Origin of the sequence: Halomonas fontilapidosi (assembly GCF_014192285.1) — a bacterium.
Lineage (GTDB): Bacteria > Pseudomonadota > Gammaproteobacteria > Pseudomonadales > Halomonadaceae > Halomonas > Halomonas fontilapidosi.
On sequence record NZ_JACHXQ010000003.1, the window covers coordinates 42,205 to 59,057 of the forward strand.

A 16,853-nucleotide genomic window follows, 5' to 3' on the forward strand; every position below is an offset into this window, starting at 1 on the left:
ATGCCACGCCGAATCACGGCCCTGATCACGTCGGTCCTGCTCACCGCCACCCTGGTGGTAGTGAGCCCGGTCGCGGCGAGGTCCGCCGACACCCCGACGACGCAGCCCACCATCGGTCTGGCGCTGGGCTCGGGCGGCGCCAACGGCCTGGCGCATATCGCCATCCTGCAGGTCTTCGATGACCTCGAAATCGTGCCCGACCGCATCATCGGATCCAGCATTGGCGCGGTCATCGGCGGGCTCTATGCCGCCGGCCTGCCGGCCGAGGCGATCCGCGACATCTTCGACGACGTGGCCGGCTCGCCGCTGGATGCCCTGTCGGGCCTGGCCGCATCGGAGGTAGAACTGACCGCGCTCATGCCGTTCGGGCGTGACGATGCCGGCCTGCTCGATTCGGCCGGCTTCCTGCGCTTTCTGGCAAGCCATACCGAGGTGAGCAGCTTCGATGAGCTACGTATCCCGCTCGAGGTGGTGGCCACCGACTACTGGACGGGCGATAGCGTGATCATCGACGAGGGGCCGCTGTTTCCGGCCATCGAGGCCAGCATGGCGGTGCCGGGGCTGTTCCTGCCCGCCCACCGTGGCGAGCAGCTGCTGATCGATGGCGGAATCTCCAACCCCCTGCCCTACGACCGGCTTCACGGCGAGGTTGATTGGGTTATCGCCGTGGACGTCTCGGGCAGCCGAGAGCTGGAGAACGGGGAAGAGCTCGGCCTGTCCGACATGCTGTTCAACAGCTTCAAGATCATGCAGCAGGCGATCATCCGCCAATCGCTGCGACATCGGCCGCCCGATCTCTACCTGCGCCCGGAGACCCGGGGCGTGCGCCTGCTGCACTTCAATCGCATCGACGAGATCCTGCGTCAGGCCGAGCCCGACGCCGAGCAGCTGCGCGACCGGCTGAAGGCATGGCGTGCCCAGCCGGCCACGCCCTCTCCCTGATGGATGGCTACCGTCAACCAACCGCTACACTGTGTCAGGGCTATCGCAGATAACAGTACTGCTCGGGGCTGATCCGTCGGCAGGCCTACGAGGACGCGCTGTAAACCCCTCCATGGGCGCTACCGACGCCATCCCTGGCGTAGGACATCCTCTTCGGCCTGCCCCCGGCGTCCCTCGCTAAGGCCAACTGCAATAGCCCTGTACACTGTGTTGAGTATGACCAGGAGCGCATCATGGCCAAGCCTCTCCCTACCCTCTCTCGCCGCCGCCTGCTGCGGGGCATGCTCTCCGCGGCGGCCGTCATGGCGCTGCCCGCCGGCGCCCTGGCGCAGGCGAGCGGGCCACTGACCCGCGAGCTGCCCGGCACCGGCGTGGCGCTGCCCCGGGTCGGCCTGGGCAGCTGGATCACCTTCAACGTCGGCGATGATCCCGTCCTGCTCGAGGCGTGCACCGCGGTCATGGCGGCCTTCTTCGCCGCGGGCGGACGCCTGATCGACTCCTCGCCGATGTACGGCTCCTCTCAGGCGACGATCGGCCATGCGTTGAAGCACCTCGAGGCCGTCGAGCGTGTCTATGCCGCCGACAAGGTCTGGACCTCCAGCCCCGCCGAGGGGCCGGCGCAGATCGAGGCCTCCCGACGCGAGTGGGGCGTGCCGCGCTTCGACATGCTGCAGATCCACAACCTGCTGGGCTGGGAGGGCCATCTCGAGACCCTGCAGGCCATGAAGGCAGCCGGCGAGGTACGCCACCTGGGCATCACCACCTCTCATGGGCGGCGCCATGACGAGGTCGAACGCATCATGCGCCGCGCACCGCTGGACAGCGTTCAGCTTACCTATAACATCGTCGACCGCGAGGCCGAACAGCGCCTGCTGCCTCTCGCCCGAGAGCGCGGCATCGGGGTGATCGCCAACCGCCCCTTCCAGCAGAAGCGCCTGATCCGCCGCCTGGCGGACAAGCCGCTGCCGCCCTGGGCCGCCGAGATAGAGGCCACCACCTGGGCGCAGTTCATCCTCAAGTACATCATCTCCCACCCGGCGATCACCTGCGCCATCCCCGCCACCACCCAGGTCGAGCATGTCCGCGAGAACCTTGCCGCCGCCCGCGAGCCGCTGCCCGACGACGCCATGCGCCGTCGCATGGCCGACTACGTACGAGGGCTGTAGCGCATGGGCAACAGTGCATGGTGGACCTATCGCCCCGAGGACCTGCTGATGGTCTCGCCGCGGGTCTATGCGAGGCTGTTCGAGCTGCACAATCAGGCACTGTGGCCCGCCCAGCTGCTCGCGCTGGTGCTGGGGGCCGCGGCGCTGGTCCTGCTGCTGCGCCCTCGCCCGTGGGGCACTCGCCTGGTCGTCGCGCTGCTCGCCGTGGCCTGGATCTTTGTGGCCTGGGCCTTCCTGTGGCAGCGCTACGCCCCCGTTCACTGGGGCATGAACTATGTCATTCCGCTGTTCGCTCTCCAGGCGCTGCTGCTGGTCATCCTGGGCAACCTGCGGGGTGGCCTGCGCCTGCCGGGGCGCTGGAGCGCGCGGCGCGGCCTGGGTATCGGCCTGTTCGCCTATGCCCTGTTGCTGCACCCCCTGACCGCGCTGGCCACGGGCCGAGGGCTGTCGGGTGCGGAGGTCATCGGGCTCACGCCCGACCCGCTCGCCATCGCCACGCTGGGCCTGGCGGCCATGGCCGAACCGGCCCGGCGCGCCTGGCCGCTGCTGATCATTCCCGGCCTCTGGTGCCTGCAGAGCGGGCTCACCCTCGAGCTTCTCGGGGAACAGGGGGCCTGGCTACCCCTGCTGGCCGTCGCCGTGGCCCTGGCAGCGAGACTGTGGCCCCGCGACGCCTAGCATACCCGCAGCGCGCCCTGCGTTGACTCGCCCCGGCGAGGCGCTGACCGGAGCCTGGTAGGCTGGATGCATCATTTCCATGGTCAGGATACCCGTGCCATGTCCCGATCCCGCCTGCTCACTGCCACTATGCTGCTGCCGCTGGCCCTGCTGCTGGGCTGCGAGCCCAGCGAGCCTCCGCTCACGCTGCTCGACCCGCCCGAACCGGGCGAGACGTTGAAGGTGGCCACTCGCAATGCCGCCACCACCTACTATCTGGACCGCGACGAAACCCCGGCCGGCCCGGAGCATGATCTCGTCCAGCAGTTCGCCGAGGAGCAGGGCTGGGAGGTCGAATGGGTGCTGCGGGAGTCCATCGCCGAGGTGCTGGAGGCCCTGGAGGCCGGTGAGGTCGACCTGGCTGCCGCCGGGCTGACCCACCTGCCGTCCCGCGACGAGCGCTTCCGCCGTGGCCCCGGTCATACCGATATTGTCGAGCAGCTGGTCTGCCACCGCGATATGCGCCCCCTGCCCCGCGAGGTGGAGGAGATGGCCGGCGTCGAGATCCGCGTCACCGCCGATTCCAGCTATGCGGAAAAACTGCGCAGCCTGGTCAACCGTTACACCGGCATCACCTTCGAGGAGGACCCGCGTACCACCGAGATGCTGCTGGCCGAGGTGGCCGAGCGGCGCATCGACTGCACCTTGGCCGACTCCAATATCGTGCGGGTAGTGCGCCGGCATTTCCCGCATCTGGAGGTCGCCATGAACCTGACCAGCGGTGATCGGCTGGGCTGGTACCTGCCCGAGGGCCACCAGGCGCTGTCCGAGCTGGCCACGCAGTGGATGGAGAGCGACCAGGGCGAGCAGAGCATCGCCGCGATGCAAGAGCGCTACTACGCCTACATCGGCGAATTCGACTTCGTTGATCTGCGCGCGCTGAATCGGCGCATTGACGAGCGCCTGCCCTCCTTCCTCGAGCTCTTCGTGGCGGCCGAGCAAGCCACCGGCATGCCCGCTGATCTGCTCGCCGCGTTGTCCTATCAGGAGTCGCACTGGGACCCCCGGGCCGTCTCGCCCACCGGCGTGCGTGGCATCATGATGCTCACGCAGAACACCGCACGCTCGCTGGGGGTCGATAACCGACTGGACCCGGCCGCCGCTATCGACGGCGGCGCGCGCTATCTCGCCGACCGCCACCGCCGGCTGCCCGAGACCATTCCCGAGCCGGACCGCACCTACCTGGCCCTGGCCAGCTACAATATCGGCCGCGGCCACCTGCTGGACGCCCGACAGCTGGCCCGCGACCTGGGAAAAGACCCGGACTCCTGGGAAGACATGCGGGAGGTACTCCCCCTCAAGGCCGACAAGCGCTACTACCCGCAGACCCGCTACGGCTACGCGCGAGGCTATGAGCCGGTGCACTATGTCCAGCGGATCCGCAACTACCAGGATGTGATCGGCCCCGCGGTGGAACTCTCGCCGTCTGACGGGGAATAAGCAAGGGGATGTCAAAGGCTCGCGTGCAGCCGGCGGCGACGCCCTAGGCCTGGCAGAACGAGCGATTGCGACCGGCCCGTTTGGCGGCATAGAGCGCTTCGTCCGCCCGCTGCAGGAGGGCATCCAGTGAGGCATCCCCCGCTTCCAGAGTCGCCACGCCGGCACTGGTGGTCACGCTCACCCGCTCGCCGTCCTCCGCGAACTCGAGGCCCTCGGTATGTTGACGCAGGCGCTCGGCCAGTTGCAGGGCCCCTTCCGGGTCGGTGGCCGGCAGCAGCACCACGAACTCCTCGCCGCCGATGCGCCCGAACAGGTCTTCCCGGCGCAGCAGCGAGCGAACACCGGCGGCGAAGGCCTGCAGCACCCGGTCGCCCGCGGCGTGTCCCCAGTGGTCGTTGATTCGCTTGAAATGATCGAGATCGAGCATCACCAGCGAGAGGGCAACGCCGTGGCGCCGGGCACGGGCGAGCTCCTCGGCGGCCCGCTCGAAGAAGTGGCGGCGGTTGGCGGCACCGGTGAGCGGGTCATGCCGGGCCAGTTGCTCCAAGGCATGCTCCGCCCGCTTGCGTGCCGTGATGTCGCGGAAGAACCAGACGCGTCCGACATAACGCCTTCCCTCTCCCCAGAGCGCCTTCGAGTGGCGCTCCAGGGTGCGGCCATCGCGATACGCCAGTTCAGAGTGATCTTCGAGGTCGGGGTCGGCGTAGAGGCTCTCCACCCGCTCCAGGAAGGCCTCGGGTTCTCGGAAGCGCCAAAGCGCCTGTGCCAGGAGGTGCTGGTCGTCCAAGCCCGCCAGGTCACCGTCTTCGCCACCGGAAATTGACCCGGGCGGAATGCCGAGCACCTCGAACAGTCGTTGATTGTGGCAGGTGATCATCCCCTGGTCGTCGACGACGAGAATGCCGTCGGGCGAGGCTTCGAGGATCTCCTCAACCAGCGAGCGCTCGAACTTGCGCTCCGGGGTAGCGGGGGTCTGGTCTGGTGTCATGGCACCAGTAGAGCCAAGCCGCTCGTTGATTGCAAAGCCCGCGGTCGGAATCGGCGGACCGCTTGATCCCCGTCAGGCCGTGAGGCTGGCCCCGAAGGCCAGCTGTACGGCGATGGCCGCCATCATCATGCCGATGGCGGCATCGATCGCCCGCCAGGCCAGCGGCCGAGAGAGCCAGGGCGAGAGAGCCGCGCCGCCCCAGGCTAGCAGGCTGAACCACAGGATCGAGGCCGAGATGGCCCCCGCCACGAAGGTGGCCGTGCTCTGCTGCTGGGCGCCGATGGCCGGGATCAGCAGCAGGGTATCGAGATAGACCTGGGGGTTGAGCAGCGTGACGGCAAGAGTGGCGAGCAGCACAGCGCGGCGGCTGCGCCCGCCCGACGCGCCGCCGGCCAGCCCCTGCCGGCCACAGACTGCGCGGTGGAAGGCCTGAGCCGCCAGCCAGGCAAGGAACACCACCCCCAGCCAGCGCAGCACCTCCATGGCGCTCGGCATGCTCAGCAGCAGCGCACTGACCCCGAACATGCCGGCGGCCAGCAGCAGCACGTCGGTACTCATGCAAAGCCCGGCCGACCACCAGTGGTGCTCCCGTCGCACGGCCACTCCCAGCACATAGGCATTCTGCGCGCCGATGGCGACGATGATCCCGCCGCACACTACCAGCCCGGTCAGATAGCTCTCCAGCATGGCCTTTCTCCTCCCTGTTCCGTGGTGAGCGGCCATCGTAGCGACACCCCGACATGCCGAAAAATCATCCTGCTAATATTGCATCAGTTTTGCTTATACTTGGACCGTCCCTCCTTCCCGACACGGAGCTCCCATGCTGGACTACAAGCTGCTCCAGGCGCTGGCCACGGTGGTCGAGTTCGGCGGCTTCGAGCGCGCCGGCGAGCAGCTGGGCCTCTCTCAGTCGGCGGTCTCCCAACGGATCAAGGCGTTGGAGGTCCGCCTCGGGCAACCCGTGCTGATCCGCCACCCCGCCCTGCGACCCACCCCGGCGGGCCAGCGACTGCTCAACCACGTCCAGCAGGTCCAGCTGCTGGAGCGCGATCTGCGCGCCGCCCTGCCGACCCTGGAGGAGGCATCCCCGCGGCTGCGCATCGTCCTCAATGCCGACAGCCTGGCGACCTGGTGGGCCGTGGCCGTCGGTGACTTCTGCCGGACGGAGGGCCTGCTGCTGGATATGGTGGTCGAGGACCAGGACGTGGGCCTCAAGCGGCTGCGCGACGGCGAGGTCGCGGCCTGCCTATGCGCCAGCGACCAGCCCATCGCCGGGGCCCGCTGCGTGCCACTCGGCACCATGGTCTACCACCCCTTCGCCACCCCGGACTATATCGCCCGCCATTTCCCGGACGGGCCAACCGTCGAGGCCTTCCGCCGGGCCCCGGCCATCGTCTATGGCCCCCATGACCAGTTGCAGCACCGCTTCCTGGCCAGCTGCGGCTACCACGGCAGTTTTCCCTACCACCTCTGTCCCTCGTCGGAAGGCTTCGTGCGCCTCACCGTCGCCGGCATGGGCTACGGCATGCTGCCGCAGATGCAGGTCGCATCGCTGGTGGCCGAGGGCCGACTGGACAGCATCGCCCCCGAGCGTTCGCTTGCCGTGCCACTCTACTGGCACTTCTGGCGGCACAGCGGTGAGCTGCTGGAGCGGCTGACCGGCGTACTGTGCGGGGTCAGGCTCGAGTGAGCCGCCGGCGACGGCACGATGGTCAGCCGAGCGAAAGTCTGTATGATGACTGTGCAACATCTTCAGCTACGGAGCAGAAACACGATCGATCATTCTTTCCAGCCAGCACGGGAGGTTCTCATGAAGGTCTACAAACCGGAGTGGCAGTGCACGTTTAGCGTAAACGAAGGCGTGGAAGAATCGGCCAACTGGAAGGCGCGAATTGCCTGGTACCTTCGCGAATTCGCCGACAAGTTGGACAGTGGTGGAAGAACGATCAAGATTGACTGCAACGTCACCCCCGAAGTGAGCCGTGAGGAGGTCGACACCTGCCTGGAGAAGGGCTTTGCCCTGAGCCAGAGCCTGCTCACCCAGCTCGCGCATCAGGCCGCCTGCGAGGACGTCATGCGGGATGCCAAGGCCGAGCTGTTCGAGGAGCAGCCACAGCGCTGAGCCCGCGGAAGGCGGGAGAGAGAAGAGACGCATGCTGTCACCCCACCCCATTCGGCTCCAAGCCGAATGGGGTGTTTTCATTGTGTCGGACCGTTTGGCCCCTCCGCCAGCTCTGCATTAGACTGGTCGTCTACATACCGACGCGAAGGAGCTGCACGATGCAATCCCGCTACTTCACCATCAACGACTACCCCCAGGGCACCCCGGCACGCGAGCTGTTCGAACTGCATGAGCAGGCGCTGCCCGCGCTCGCCGAGGACGAGGTACGCATCCGCAACACCTGGCTGTCGGTGGACCCCTACATGCGCGGGCGCATGAGCGGCGTGAAGACCTACATCGCCCCCTTCGAACTGAACGCGCCCCTCGAAGGGGCGGCGATCGGCGAGGTAATCGAGTCGCGCGCTGCGGCCTTCCCCGTGGGCACCAAGGTGCGCCATATGGGCGGCTGGCGAGACATCGCTCAGCTGACCGGCGACCAGCTGGAGCCCCTGCCCGCGTTCGACGTACCGGAACAGGCTTACCTGGGTGTACTCGGCATGCCGGGCATGACCGCCTGGACGGGCCTCAAGCGCATCGCCGAGATGCAGGAAGGCGACAACGTGCTGGTCAGCGGCGCTGCCGGCGCGGTGGGCTCGCTGGCCGTGCAGCTGGCCAAGGCCAAGGGCGGTACCGTGGTGGGCATCGCCGGCTCGCCCGACAAGCTCGAGTGGCTGGAATCCCACGGCGTCAAGGCAGTGAGCTATCGCGACAGGGATGCCACCGAGCTGACCGAAGCGCTCCAGGCTGCCTGCCCCGAGGGCTTCGACGTCTACTACGAGAACGTGGGTGGCACCTGCCTGGAGGCGGCGCTGAACACCCTCAGGGTCGGCGCGCGCATCGCTGTCTGCGGCATGATCGCTCGCTACAACGAGGCGACGCCGAGTCCGGGGCCGAGCAACCTGGCGATGATCCTGATTCGTCGTGCCCGCATGGAAGGCTTCATCGTCTTCGACCACTGGGCGCACTACCCCGAGTTCCTGGGCGAGGTCGGTCCGCAGGTCGAGAGCGGCCAGCTCGACTACACGGAAACCGTGGAAGAGGGCCTGGAGCGCACCCCCGACGCCTTCCTCGAGCTGTTCGAGGGCGCCAACCGCGGCAAGATGCTGGTCAGGCTCTGACCGAGGGACCATGAACACCATCAATCCCGACAAGCTCTACCACAGCAAGTGGACCGCAGCGCGGCCCCGCAACAAGGAGAAACACTTCCTCGTCACCGCGCTCGAGCGGGACGAGGAGGAGCGGGTGGTCGCGGTGATCCTGGAGGCCGTGTACTCCCATCGCGAGACCCGCCTGCCCTGGCAGGCCCTCAAGGACGACGCTACCTGGTTGATGGGCTGGCGCTGACTCTTCAGCGCTGATCCGAGTTATCCCGCTCTTCCCGCTCGGAAGCCTCGGGGACCGAGGAGGTGACCGTACTGATCAGCTGGGGCACGAAGCGTTCCGAGAACCCGGCCACGAACGCCCAGAACAGCAACTTGGCCAGGTCAGGCCCGGAGCTCGGATAGGTTTCCCGGAAGATTCGCAGCATGAAATCCTCGCCCTCTTCGAGATCCTCCTGGCTCGGGAAGGAGAAGGCGGGAAAGAGATCGCCCGAGACGATACCGGAGAGGAACACCAGGTAGAGCACCAGGGCGAACACCCCACCGAAGATTGGCACCAGCAGGATCTGGAACCAGGAGGCATTCAGCAACGCGAGTTCCTCGTCGGTGACCTCGTTCAGGCGTTGCTGAATACTCACGAACCCCCCGATGATGCCGCACAGGGGGACCGCCCAGGTCACCAGAAACCGCTGATTGTAGAAGAAGGTGAGCGCGAAGATCGCGCCCAGCACGGCGACCGCCACCGTGGTCATGACGATCAGGCGCTGGGTAATGGCATCGATGTGCCGGATGCGTTGCATGGTGCGGCCTCCGCAACCCGAACCTGCCCGCGCTCGGGAGAATCCTGACCCTCCCTTGACGATAGTCGACCTTGCCGGCTCCCACCATGCGAGCTCTGCCTGCCGGCTACTACATGCAATACGCCAGCCGGGCGGGCCCCATGGCACTCGCCCGAAGGCGCCCTTCCGTCCTTCATGCCGAGCGCGGTCGGCGCGCACCTTCAGCCGCGCGGATCCATCACGCCCGCGTAGCGCACGCCGCTCAGCAGGGCCATCTCGCGGTGCCAGGTAGCCAGGTCCTCGCGGTTGAACTTGTCCAGGCGGTCATGGCCGCAGGCCCGCGCCATGACCTGCATCAGCGAGACCGAAGCCTCGAGGAAGCTCTGGAGCTGGCGGGAGGAGGTGTCGACGTTCAGCCGCTGGCGCAGGTCCTTGCGCTGGGTGGCCACGCCGGCCGGACAATTGTTGGTGTTGCAGATCCGCGCGGACACGCAGCCGATCGCCTGGATGGCGCTGTTGGCCACCGCGATGCCGTCTGCGCCGAGGGCCATGGCCTTCACGAAGTCGCTCGGCACCCTCAGCCCACCGGTGACGATCAGGGTGACCCGGCCGCTGGCGCCCTGCTCGTCCAGGTGGCGCCGGGCTCGGGCCAGGGCCGGAATGGTGGGCACGCTGATGTGGTCGCGAAAGAGTTCCGGGGCCGCACCGGTGGCCCCGCCGCGGCCATCGAGAATGAGGTAGTCGGCGCCGGCATCAAGCGCGAACTGGATATCCCGCTCGACGTGGTTGGCACTGAGCTTGAAGCCGACCGGAATGCCGCCGGTCACCTCTCGCACCCGGTCGGCGAAGCGCTTGAAATCCTCCACCGAGTGCAGTTCCTCGAAGGTGGGCGGCGAGACGGCGGGCTCGCCCTCGGGAATGCCGCGCACCTCGGAGATCTTGCCGGTGTTCTTGTTACGCGGGAGGTATCCACCGGTACCAGTCTTGGCGCCCTGTCCGCCCTTGAAGTGGAAGGCCTGGACTTTCTCGAGCAATTCCTCGCGGTAACCGAACTGGGCACTCGCCAGCTCATAGAAGTAGCGGGAATTCTCCTGCTGCTCCTCCGGCAGCATGCCGCCTTCCCCGGAACAGATCCCGGTACCGGCCCGCTCGGCGCCGCGGGCCAGCGCCATCTTGGCCTCCTCGGAGAGCGCGCCGAAGCTCATGTCCGACACGAACAGCGGCATGCTCAAGGTCAACGGCTTCTTGGCCTCGGGGCCGATGACCAGCTCGGTAGCGACCTCGGCGTCTTCCATCAGTGGCTGGGTCGCCAGCTGGGCAGCCATGATCTGCAGGTCATCCCAGTGGGGCAGCGTGTGGCGCGGCACCCCCATGGCGGTGGTCGGCCCATGGGGACCCATCTTCTCGAGCCCCTCGCGCGCCAGTTGATGGATAAATTCTACCGTGGGCTCTTCGCGGGTGGCCTTGGCTTCCGGCGCCTTGGCCTCGGAATCCTCGTCCTCGTCGGAGGCATCCTTGGCCTCGCCGGGCCCCGGCTTGCCCACCTGGTCATCGCTGAACTGCTGATGGGTGCCGTCGCAGAAGGGCGCATCGGCGGTATGCTTGCAGCGACACAGGGTCGCCTCGCCGTCTTCTTCGGCAACGAAGCTCTTGGGCGTGATCCCGGTGCCGGAGTGGGAGCCATCGCAGAACGGCTGGTTGGCGGAGCGCCCACAGCGGCAGAAGGCGTACTCCTTGCCCTTGGTGAGATTCACCGTGATGGGTGTGTTGTCGGCGATGACCGGCCCGCTCGCGGTAGCCTCCTCGCCGGAGGCCTTTTCGTCGGGCGCCTCCTTGCCGACCTGGTCGTCGGCAAACCGCTGGTGGGTGCCATCACAGAAGGGCGCATCCGCGGTGTGTTTGCACTGGCAAAGCGTGGCCTCGCCGTCCTGCTCGGCGACGAAGCTCTTGGGCGTAAAGCCGGTGCCGGCATGGGAGCCATCGCAGAACGGCTGGTTGGCGGAGCGCCCGCAGCGGCAGAAGGCGTACTCCTTGCCCTTGGTCAGCTTCACCGTGGCGGGCTTGTTGTCGGCGATGACGGGCTGGCTCATGGTGACGGGCTCCTGAACGGGTTGATGGCGGGAGGGGTGCGAAGGGCGTCGACTCCGCACGGACGTCGTTGAAGCGTGGTGCACCCGGGCGGCGGGCGCCAGTTGCCACCATACCCGGCCGCCCCGGGCGGAGAAACGCGGGCTCTCAACGCGGGGACGCGGGAGACAGGCTTACAGCACCACCGCGACGCCGGTGGCGGGGTCCTCCACGACCCCACCCACCGGGAAGGGGTCGCGGGCGTGAAAGCGCCTGGCGGACTCGCGCCAGACGAGCGGCAGGGTGGTGAGGTCCTCGCGGGCCATCAGCGCCCGCAGAGCTCGCCCTCCAGACCCGAGGCCACGGCGACTACTTGCCGACCAGCCAGTGCGTCACGCCGAGCGCCAGCACCACCGCCGCGATGGCCAGCATCTCCTCCGCGGTGACGAGCTCGGTGTCGAGGATGATCACCTTTCGCGCGATCGCCATCAGCGCCGTGGCGATCACCAGCCGGATGGGCAGGATATTGGTGCCGAGGTAGAGCCGGATGTTGATGAAGATCTCCACGGCGATCAGCACGACCATGAAGGCACCGAAGATCAGGAAGATATCGCTGACCTCGAACAACATCACCGGTGGTGCCATGAAGCGCGAGTAGAGCACATAGACCACGTCCAGCACGCCCCAGATAATCACCAGCACCATCAGCACCGCCAGAATCTTGATGGCGAAGCGGATGACGAGGTGCAGCCGGCGGATCAGCGGGTCTTCATGTTCCTTGGGGAGTTCGTCGTGCATCAGCCGTGGCGAACGGCCCTCGGTGCTCTCCTCGTGTTCCATGGGGTATCTCCTGAGCGGCTTGCCGGCAAGCGAACGCGCCGGCCCGGTGCGCTGCTCCAGCATATGGCGCCGCGCAGGAGGACACCAGACGGCAGGATGGGCTGTCGGTCATCGCGCCCGCGACTATCGGGTTGCCAGCAGTGCCTCGACCAGGTCGGCCAGGCTCGCCTCGCAGCGCGCCTCGGGCGCCTTATCCTCATCGCCGGCGCAATATTTCCCGGAGCGCACCAGGCAAGCCTGCAGGCCGACGTCCATGGCGGCGACCACATCGCACTCCACGTCATCACCCACCATCAGTGCCTCGTCGGGCGCCACGCCGGCCTCCTCGAGCACGGCATGGAAGAAATCGCCTGCCGGCTTGCCCAGCACGTGCGCCTCGACGCCGGCGGCGTACTCCAGGGCACGCACGAAGGGCCCCGCATCCAGGTGCAGGGTCCCCGCCTGGCGGAAGTAGCGATTGGTGCCTACGGCGAGCAGCGGTGCGCCATCCAGCAGCAGCCGGAAGGCCTCGTCGAGGTGGGCATAGTCCAGGCGCTGCTCGGCATCGCCGAGCACCACGGCGTCGGGCTGTCCGCTGGGCAGGTCGGCAAACTCCGGCTCGAGCCGCTCATGGATCAGCAGGTAGGGACAGAGCCGATGCCGCGCCAGATAGCGCCGGATCGCGCCCGGGGCGGTGAATACCTGCGCCGGCGCCACGTCGAAGCCCAACGCCTGCAGGTCCTCGCAGACCTTGGCCGACGTCCTGCGCGACGTATTGGTGAGAAAGCGCAGCGTCAGGTCGCGCTCCTGCAACCGAGCCACCGCCTCCAGGGCACCGGGGAGGGCCTCGCCATCCTCGGTCAACACGCCACTGATATCGAGCAGTACCGCCTTGAGCATCGTCACCTCCTCCATTTTCTCGCCTTTCCGACAGCCTAGACGGCGAATGTGACATCGGCCCGGCATCGTCCCGACCGCTACCCGAGAGACCGGCCATCACGCGGTGTCGCGGTGATCGACGTCAACGGCAGGCAAGGCTGATGCCGCTATCATTCAGTGATAGGGTCAAGGCGAGATATCGACGAGAATCCGCGATGCGTGACCGGAGATGGTAACGACCCATGGCAACCCCACGGACCCTTCCGCTTTCATGACCTCCTTCCATAGCGCTTCCGAGCCGTTCATCCACCACCAGGCAACGCTTCTCGATAAGCTCCAGACCCCGATCTGGATCTTCGATATCGAGCGAGAGCGGATGCACTATGTCAATGCCGCCGCCGTGAGACTCTGGGCGGCCGAAACGCCCCAGGAGCTCTACGCACGTGACTTCTCCTCGACGATGAGCGAGACCTCTCGGCAACGCCTGGCAGACTACCTGCCGCGGCTGGCGCGGGGCGAGGTCATCGATGAGCACTGGAGCTTCTACCCCGGCGGCCAGGCCATCTCGCTGCACTGCCGCTGCAGCCCTTGTGTCATGGATGACGGCCGCCCCGGCATGCTGGTGGAGGGCCTGGAAAGCGATATCTCGCTGGATGCCTCCAGCCTGCGCGCCCTGGAAGCCGTGCGCCACACCCCCATGATGGTCTCGGTCTTCGACGGCCAGGGACGCCTGCTGGTTCGCAACGCGGCTGCCCTTGCGGCCCGCCGGACCCTGACTTCCCTCGACGCCTGCTTCGCGGAACACGAGGTGGCCGAGCGGCTCATCCAACAGCTCGAGGATGCGCCGAGGTGCTCCCTGGAGGCGATCATGCGGGTCGACGACAGCGAGCGCTGGCATCACGTCGATCTCTGCCGCGCGACTGACCCCAAGACCGGGCTTCCGATGATCGTGATGGGCGAGTTCGACATCACGTCGCGCAAGACGCTGGAGACGGCCCAACTGGTCTCCAAGCGCCAGTTGGAGGTGGTCATCGAGGGCCTGGACGTAGGCCTGCTCCTCGAAGACGAACAGCGCCGGGTCATCGTCGTCAATCAGGCGTTTTGCGATCTCTTCGGCATTGAGGCCCCGCCCGAGAATCTGGTCGGCATGGACTGCCGTGAGGCCGCCCAGTCCGCCAAGGGGCACTTCACCGAACCGGAAGGCTTCGTGGACAGGATCGAGGACCTCCTGGCGTCAAGGCGCAAGCAGAGCCGCGATCTGCTGACCATGGTGGATGGCCGCTTCCTGGAGCGCGCCTATACACCCCTGTTTGTCGCCGATGAGTACCATGGACACCTCTGGGTCTATCGCGACATCACCCGACAGCGGCATCAGGAAGCCGACTGGGCCCGCAAGGCCAGCACCGATCCCTTGACCGGCCTGGCCAACCGCCGCTCCTTCGACGAGTCCGCCCGACGGCTCGCCAGATCGGTCGGGGAAGAGGCGATTCCGGCCGCCCTGTTGATGATCGACATCGACCGCTTCAAGGCCATCAACGATACCCTGGGCCACGCCGAGGGCGACAAGGGCCTGCGCCTGCTGGCGGACACTCTGCGCCACAACCTGCGCGAGCGAGATCTGCCCTGCCGAACCGGCGGGGAGGAGTTCATGGTCATCATGCCCGGCATGCTCCCCGAGCAGGCCGAAGCCACCGCCTGGCGCCTGCTGCGCCAGATCGCCGAGGCCACCATCGAGGCAGAGGAGTTGCCCTTCCACTTCACGGTGAGCATCGGCGTCACCTGCTTCAAGCCCACCGATAGAAGCATCGAGGCCGTCACTCAGCGGGCCGATGCCGCCATGTACCAGGCAAAGCACGCGGGCAGAAACCGCGTGGCGGTTCGCTGGTAACTCACGCGGCAAGTACACCAAGTTTCAGAAGGCTGATAGACCGGATTTATTGGGTGCCCCAGCTTGCTGGTGGTATTTTCCCTGGTATCTTCCTCCCTGAGGCCATTTTTCGTCGATGAACCACCTCGAACGCGCCCGTCTCTTCGCCCTTGAGCAGCTCAACCTCCTTGACACCCCACCCAGCGAAAGCTTCGACCGCCTCACCCGCTTGGCCAGCCAGCTGTTCGGCTTGCCGATCTCGGCGGTGTCGTTGACGGACGCCGATCGCCAGTGGTTCAAGTCTCGCGTTGGCGTGGATCACTGGGAGATCCCCCGTGAGAAGGCGCCCTGTGCCAGTGTTTCCGCCTCCTCCGAGGTCGTTATCATCCCCGACATGCTGGCCTCGAGCTGTTACCGGGAAAGTCACCTGGCCAATTCGGGGATTCGCTTCTACGCCGGTGCGCCACTGACGACCCGCGAGGGGCATACCCTGGGGGCCATGTGTGTGCTGGGCACGGAGCCGCGCGAGATCACCGAGCAGGAAAGGGCGACACTGGTCGACCTGGCCGCCATGGCCATGGCCCAGATTGAGCTGCAACACGCCTTCGGCAGGGTCGATCCGCTGACGGGCATGGCGAATCGCGGCCAGTTCGAGGAGGACGTCCAGGATCTGGCCCTCGATGCGCCCGACACGCGGCGAGCCGCCTTCTTCATCGAAGTGGTCGAACCCAGCCAGCTGAGCGCGCTGCACCGTACCATGGGCCCCGCCTTCCTGGACGAGCTCGCCCAGGTCTCCGCCCGGTGCCTGCAGCAAGCGCTCGGAAAGGAGTCGCGGCTCTACTATCTCGGCGGTTGCCAGTTCGTGCACCTGGTGGCAGCGGCGAGCGAAGACGCGCTCATCGAGCATGCGCTGCGCCTTCGCGAGGATCTGATGGCGCTCGAATCGGCCCGGGAAGTGCCCGTGCTGGTGCAGCCGGTGGTGGGCATCGCGGCCTTCCATCTCGGCGCCACAACGCCGTCAGACGTGCTGCGCAGCGCCCACGCGGCGACCCTCGACGCGCGCCAGATAGGCCGGGGTGCCGGCGTGTTCTCCAAGGAGCTGGAAGAGCGGTTCCAGCGGCGCAACATGCTGCTCTCCGACATCGACCGAGCCTTGGAAAGTGATGACGAACTGTATCTCGTCTTCCAGCCACGCGTTGCCGTGGCGAGCGGCGTCTGCCAAGGGGCCGAGGCCCTGCTGCGCTGGCGACACCCGGTGCTGGGCGAGGTCTCCCCGGCGGAATTCATTCCGCTGATCGAGAATACCCCCATGGCCCGCTCCCTGACGGACTGGGTGATGCGACACGCGATCCACCAGGCGGCGCTCTGGCACAGGCAGGGGCGAGACCTGCGGATCTCGATCAATGTCTCGGCGACCAATCTGGAGGAGGCCGACTTCGCCCAGCGAGTGCTCGAAGCGCTGCGCCAGGCTCGCCTGCCCGCCGCGGCCATCGAGCTGGAAGTGACCGAGAGCGCCCTGATCGGCAAGGGGCGGGCAGCGGCGTCTCAGCTCGAGGCCTTGATCGCGGCGGGTATCCTGATCGCCATCGACGACTTCGGCACCGGCTACAGCAGCCTCTCCTACCTGCATGAGATTCCGGCAAATATCGTCAAGATCGACCGGCGTTTCATTACCCACCTCGGGGAGCATGCTCGTACCCGGACCCTGGTCGGATCGATGATCGGCATGGCCCATGAGCTGGGGTACAGCGTTGTCGCCGAGGGGGTGGAAGACGAGGCCGCCCTCGCCTGCCTGGGCCAGCTAGGCTGCAACGAGGTACAGGGCTACCTGCTGGCCAAGCCGCTGCTGCCCGGCGTCTTCGAGGCCTGGCTAGCTCAGCAGGCCTGATGCGGAGCAGCGATAGGGTCGCATGACGTCACTGCTGACA

Annotated in this window: 17 protein-coding genes; 10 read left to right on the top strand and 7 right to left on the bottom strand. The window is 66.9% G+C overall.

All coding sequences use genetic code 11. The features are described from left to right. The 4 genes from FHR95_RS06295 to mltF all read left to right on the top strand — a co-directional run bounded on the left by FHR95_RS06295 (window position 1) and on the right by mltF (window position 4,265). Entirely contained in the window at window positions 1-942 is a 942-nt protein-coding gene (locus FHR95_RS06295) for a patatin-like phospholipase family protein (RefSeq protein WP_183313788.1), read from the top strand. A 233-nt stretch (window positions 943-1,175) separates the two neighbouring features. Beyond that, window positions 1,176-2,108 (top strand): aldo/keto reductase, encoded by a 933-nt coding sequence (locus tag FHR95_RS06300; protein ID WP_221199243.1) that lies wholly within the window; start codon window positions 1,176-1,178, stop codon window positions 2,106-2,108. Window positions 2,109-2,111: 3 nt separating this feature from the next. Beyond that, on the top strand, window positions 2,112-2,786 hold the full coding sequence (locus FHR95_RS06305; protein WP_183313789.1) for a DUF6064 family protein: 675 nt from the start codon (window positions 2,112-2,114) through the stop codon (window positions 2,784-2,786). Window positions 2,787-2,885: 99 nt separating this feature from the next. Next, window positions 2,886-4,265, top strand: a complete 1,380-nt coding sequence (mltF, locus tag FHR95_RS06310; protein WP_183313790.1) for a membrane-bound lytic murein transglycosylase MltF — start codon at window positions 2,886-2,888, stop codon at window positions 4,263-4,265. Between the two features lie 43 nt (window positions 4,266-4,308). Here mltF and FHR95_RS17270 read toward each other — a convergent pair whose 3' ends face one another. Continuing rightward, on the bottom strand, window positions 4,309-5,253 hold the full coding sequence (locus FHR95_RS17270; protein WP_183313791.1) for a GGDEF domain-containing protein: 945 nt from the start codon (window positions 5,251-5,253) through the stop codon (window positions 4,309-4,311). Window positions 5,254-5,325: 72 nt separating this feature from the next. Next, window positions 5,326-5,940, bottom strand: coding sequence for a LysE/ArgO family amino acid transporter (locus FHR95_RS06320; protein WP_183313792.1), 615 nt, complete (start codon window positions 5,938-5,940; stop codon window positions 5,326-5,328). Between the two features lie 133 nt (window positions 5,941-6,073). Between FHR95_RS06320 and FHR95_RS06325 the strand changes: the two genes are divergently transcribed. The 4 genes from FHR95_RS06325 (at window position 6,074) to FHR95_RS06340 (ending at window position 8,758) form a co-directional block, all read left to right on the top strand. Continuing rightward, window positions 6,074-6,943: a LysR family transcriptional regulator ArgP gene (locus FHR95_RS06325; RefSeq protein ID WP_183313793.1), complete on the top strand. Its 870-nt coding sequence runs from the start codon at window positions 6,074-6,076 to the stop codon at window positions 6,941-6,943. 120 nt (window positions 6,944-7,063) lie between these two features. Beyond that, window positions 7,064-7,375 (top strand): hypothetical protein, encoded by a 312-nt coding sequence (locus tag FHR95_RS06330; protein ID WP_040185254.1) that lies wholly within the window; start codon window positions 7,064-7,066, stop codon window positions 7,373-7,375. Window positions 7,376-7,533: 158 nt separating this feature from the next. Beyond that, window positions 7,534-8,532 (top strand): NADP-dependent oxidoreductase, encoded by a 999-nt coding sequence (locus FHR95_RS06335; RefSeq protein ID WP_183313794.1) that lies wholly within the window; start codon window positions 7,534-7,536, stop codon window positions 8,530-8,532. 10 nt (window positions 8,533-8,542) lie between these two features. Then, window positions 8,543-8,758 (top strand): TIGR02450 family Trp-rich protein, encoded by a 216-nt coding sequence (locus FHR95_RS06340; protein ID WP_040185252.1) that lies wholly within the window; start codon window positions 8,543-8,545, stop codon window positions 8,756-8,758. Between the two features lie 4 nt (window positions 8,759-8,762). On the opposite strand, the gene FHR95_RS06345 is transcribed toward FHR95_RS06340, so the two are convergent. The 5 genes from FHR95_RS06345 to FHR95_RS06370 form a co-directional block, all read right to left on the bottom strand. Then, window positions 8,763-9,314, bottom strand: coding sequence for a hypothetical protein (locus FHR95_RS06345; protein ID WP_183313795.1), 552 nt, complete (start codon window positions 9,312-9,314; stop codon window positions 8,763-8,765). A 200-nt stretch (window positions 9,315-9,514) separates the two neighbouring features. After that, complete coding sequence (locus FHR95_RS06350; RefSeq protein ID WP_246378421.1) at window positions 9,515-11,383, bottom strand: glutamate synthase-related protein; 1,869 nt, start codon at window positions 11,381-11,383, stop codon at window positions 9,515-9,517. Window positions 11,384-11,554: 171 nt separating this feature from the next. Continuing rightward, a complete protein-coding gene (locus FHR95_RS06360; RefSeq protein WP_246378422.1) occupies window positions 11,555-11,686 on the bottom strand; it encodes a PhzF family phenazine biosynthesis protein in 132 nt (43 codons plus the stop codon). 43 nt (window positions 11,687-11,729) lie between these two features. Continuing rightward, on the bottom strand, window positions 11,730-12,200 hold the full coding sequence (locus FHR95_RS06365; RefSeq protein ID WP_098180643.1) for a phosphate-starvation-inducible PsiE family protein: 471 nt from the start codon (window positions 12,198-12,200) through the stop codon (window positions 11,730-11,732). 123 nt (window positions 12,201-12,323) lie between these two features. Further along, window positions 12,324-13,094: a TIGR01458 family HAD-type hydrolase gene (locus tag FHR95_RS06370; protein ID WP_183313796.1), complete on the bottom strand. Its 771-nt coding sequence runs from the start codon at window positions 13,092-13,094 to the stop codon at window positions 12,324-12,326. 193 nt (window positions 13,095-13,287) lie between these two features. On the opposite strand from FHR95_RS06370, the gene FHR95_RS06375 reads away from it, so the two are divergent. Both FHR95_RS06375 and FHR95_RS06380 read left to right on the top strand, forming a co-directional pair. Next, the gene (locus FHR95_RS06375; RefSeq protein WP_183313797.1) at window positions 13,288-14,946 is read left to right on the top strand and encodes a sensor domain-containing diguanylate cyclase; all 1,659 of its coding nucleotides are present in this window, start codon (window positions 13,288-13,290) and stop codon (window positions 14,944-14,946) included. 115 nt (window positions 14,947-15,061) lie between these two features. Beyond that, window positions 15,062-16,813 carry a sensor domain-containing phosphodiesterase gene (locus FHR95_RS06380; RefSeq protein ID WP_183313798.1) on the top strand — a complete coding sequence of 584 codons (1,752 nt, stop codon included), beginning with the start codon at window positions 15,062-15,064 and terminating at the stop codon, window positions 16,811-16,813. Window positions 16,814-16,853: the final 40 nt, after the last annotated feature.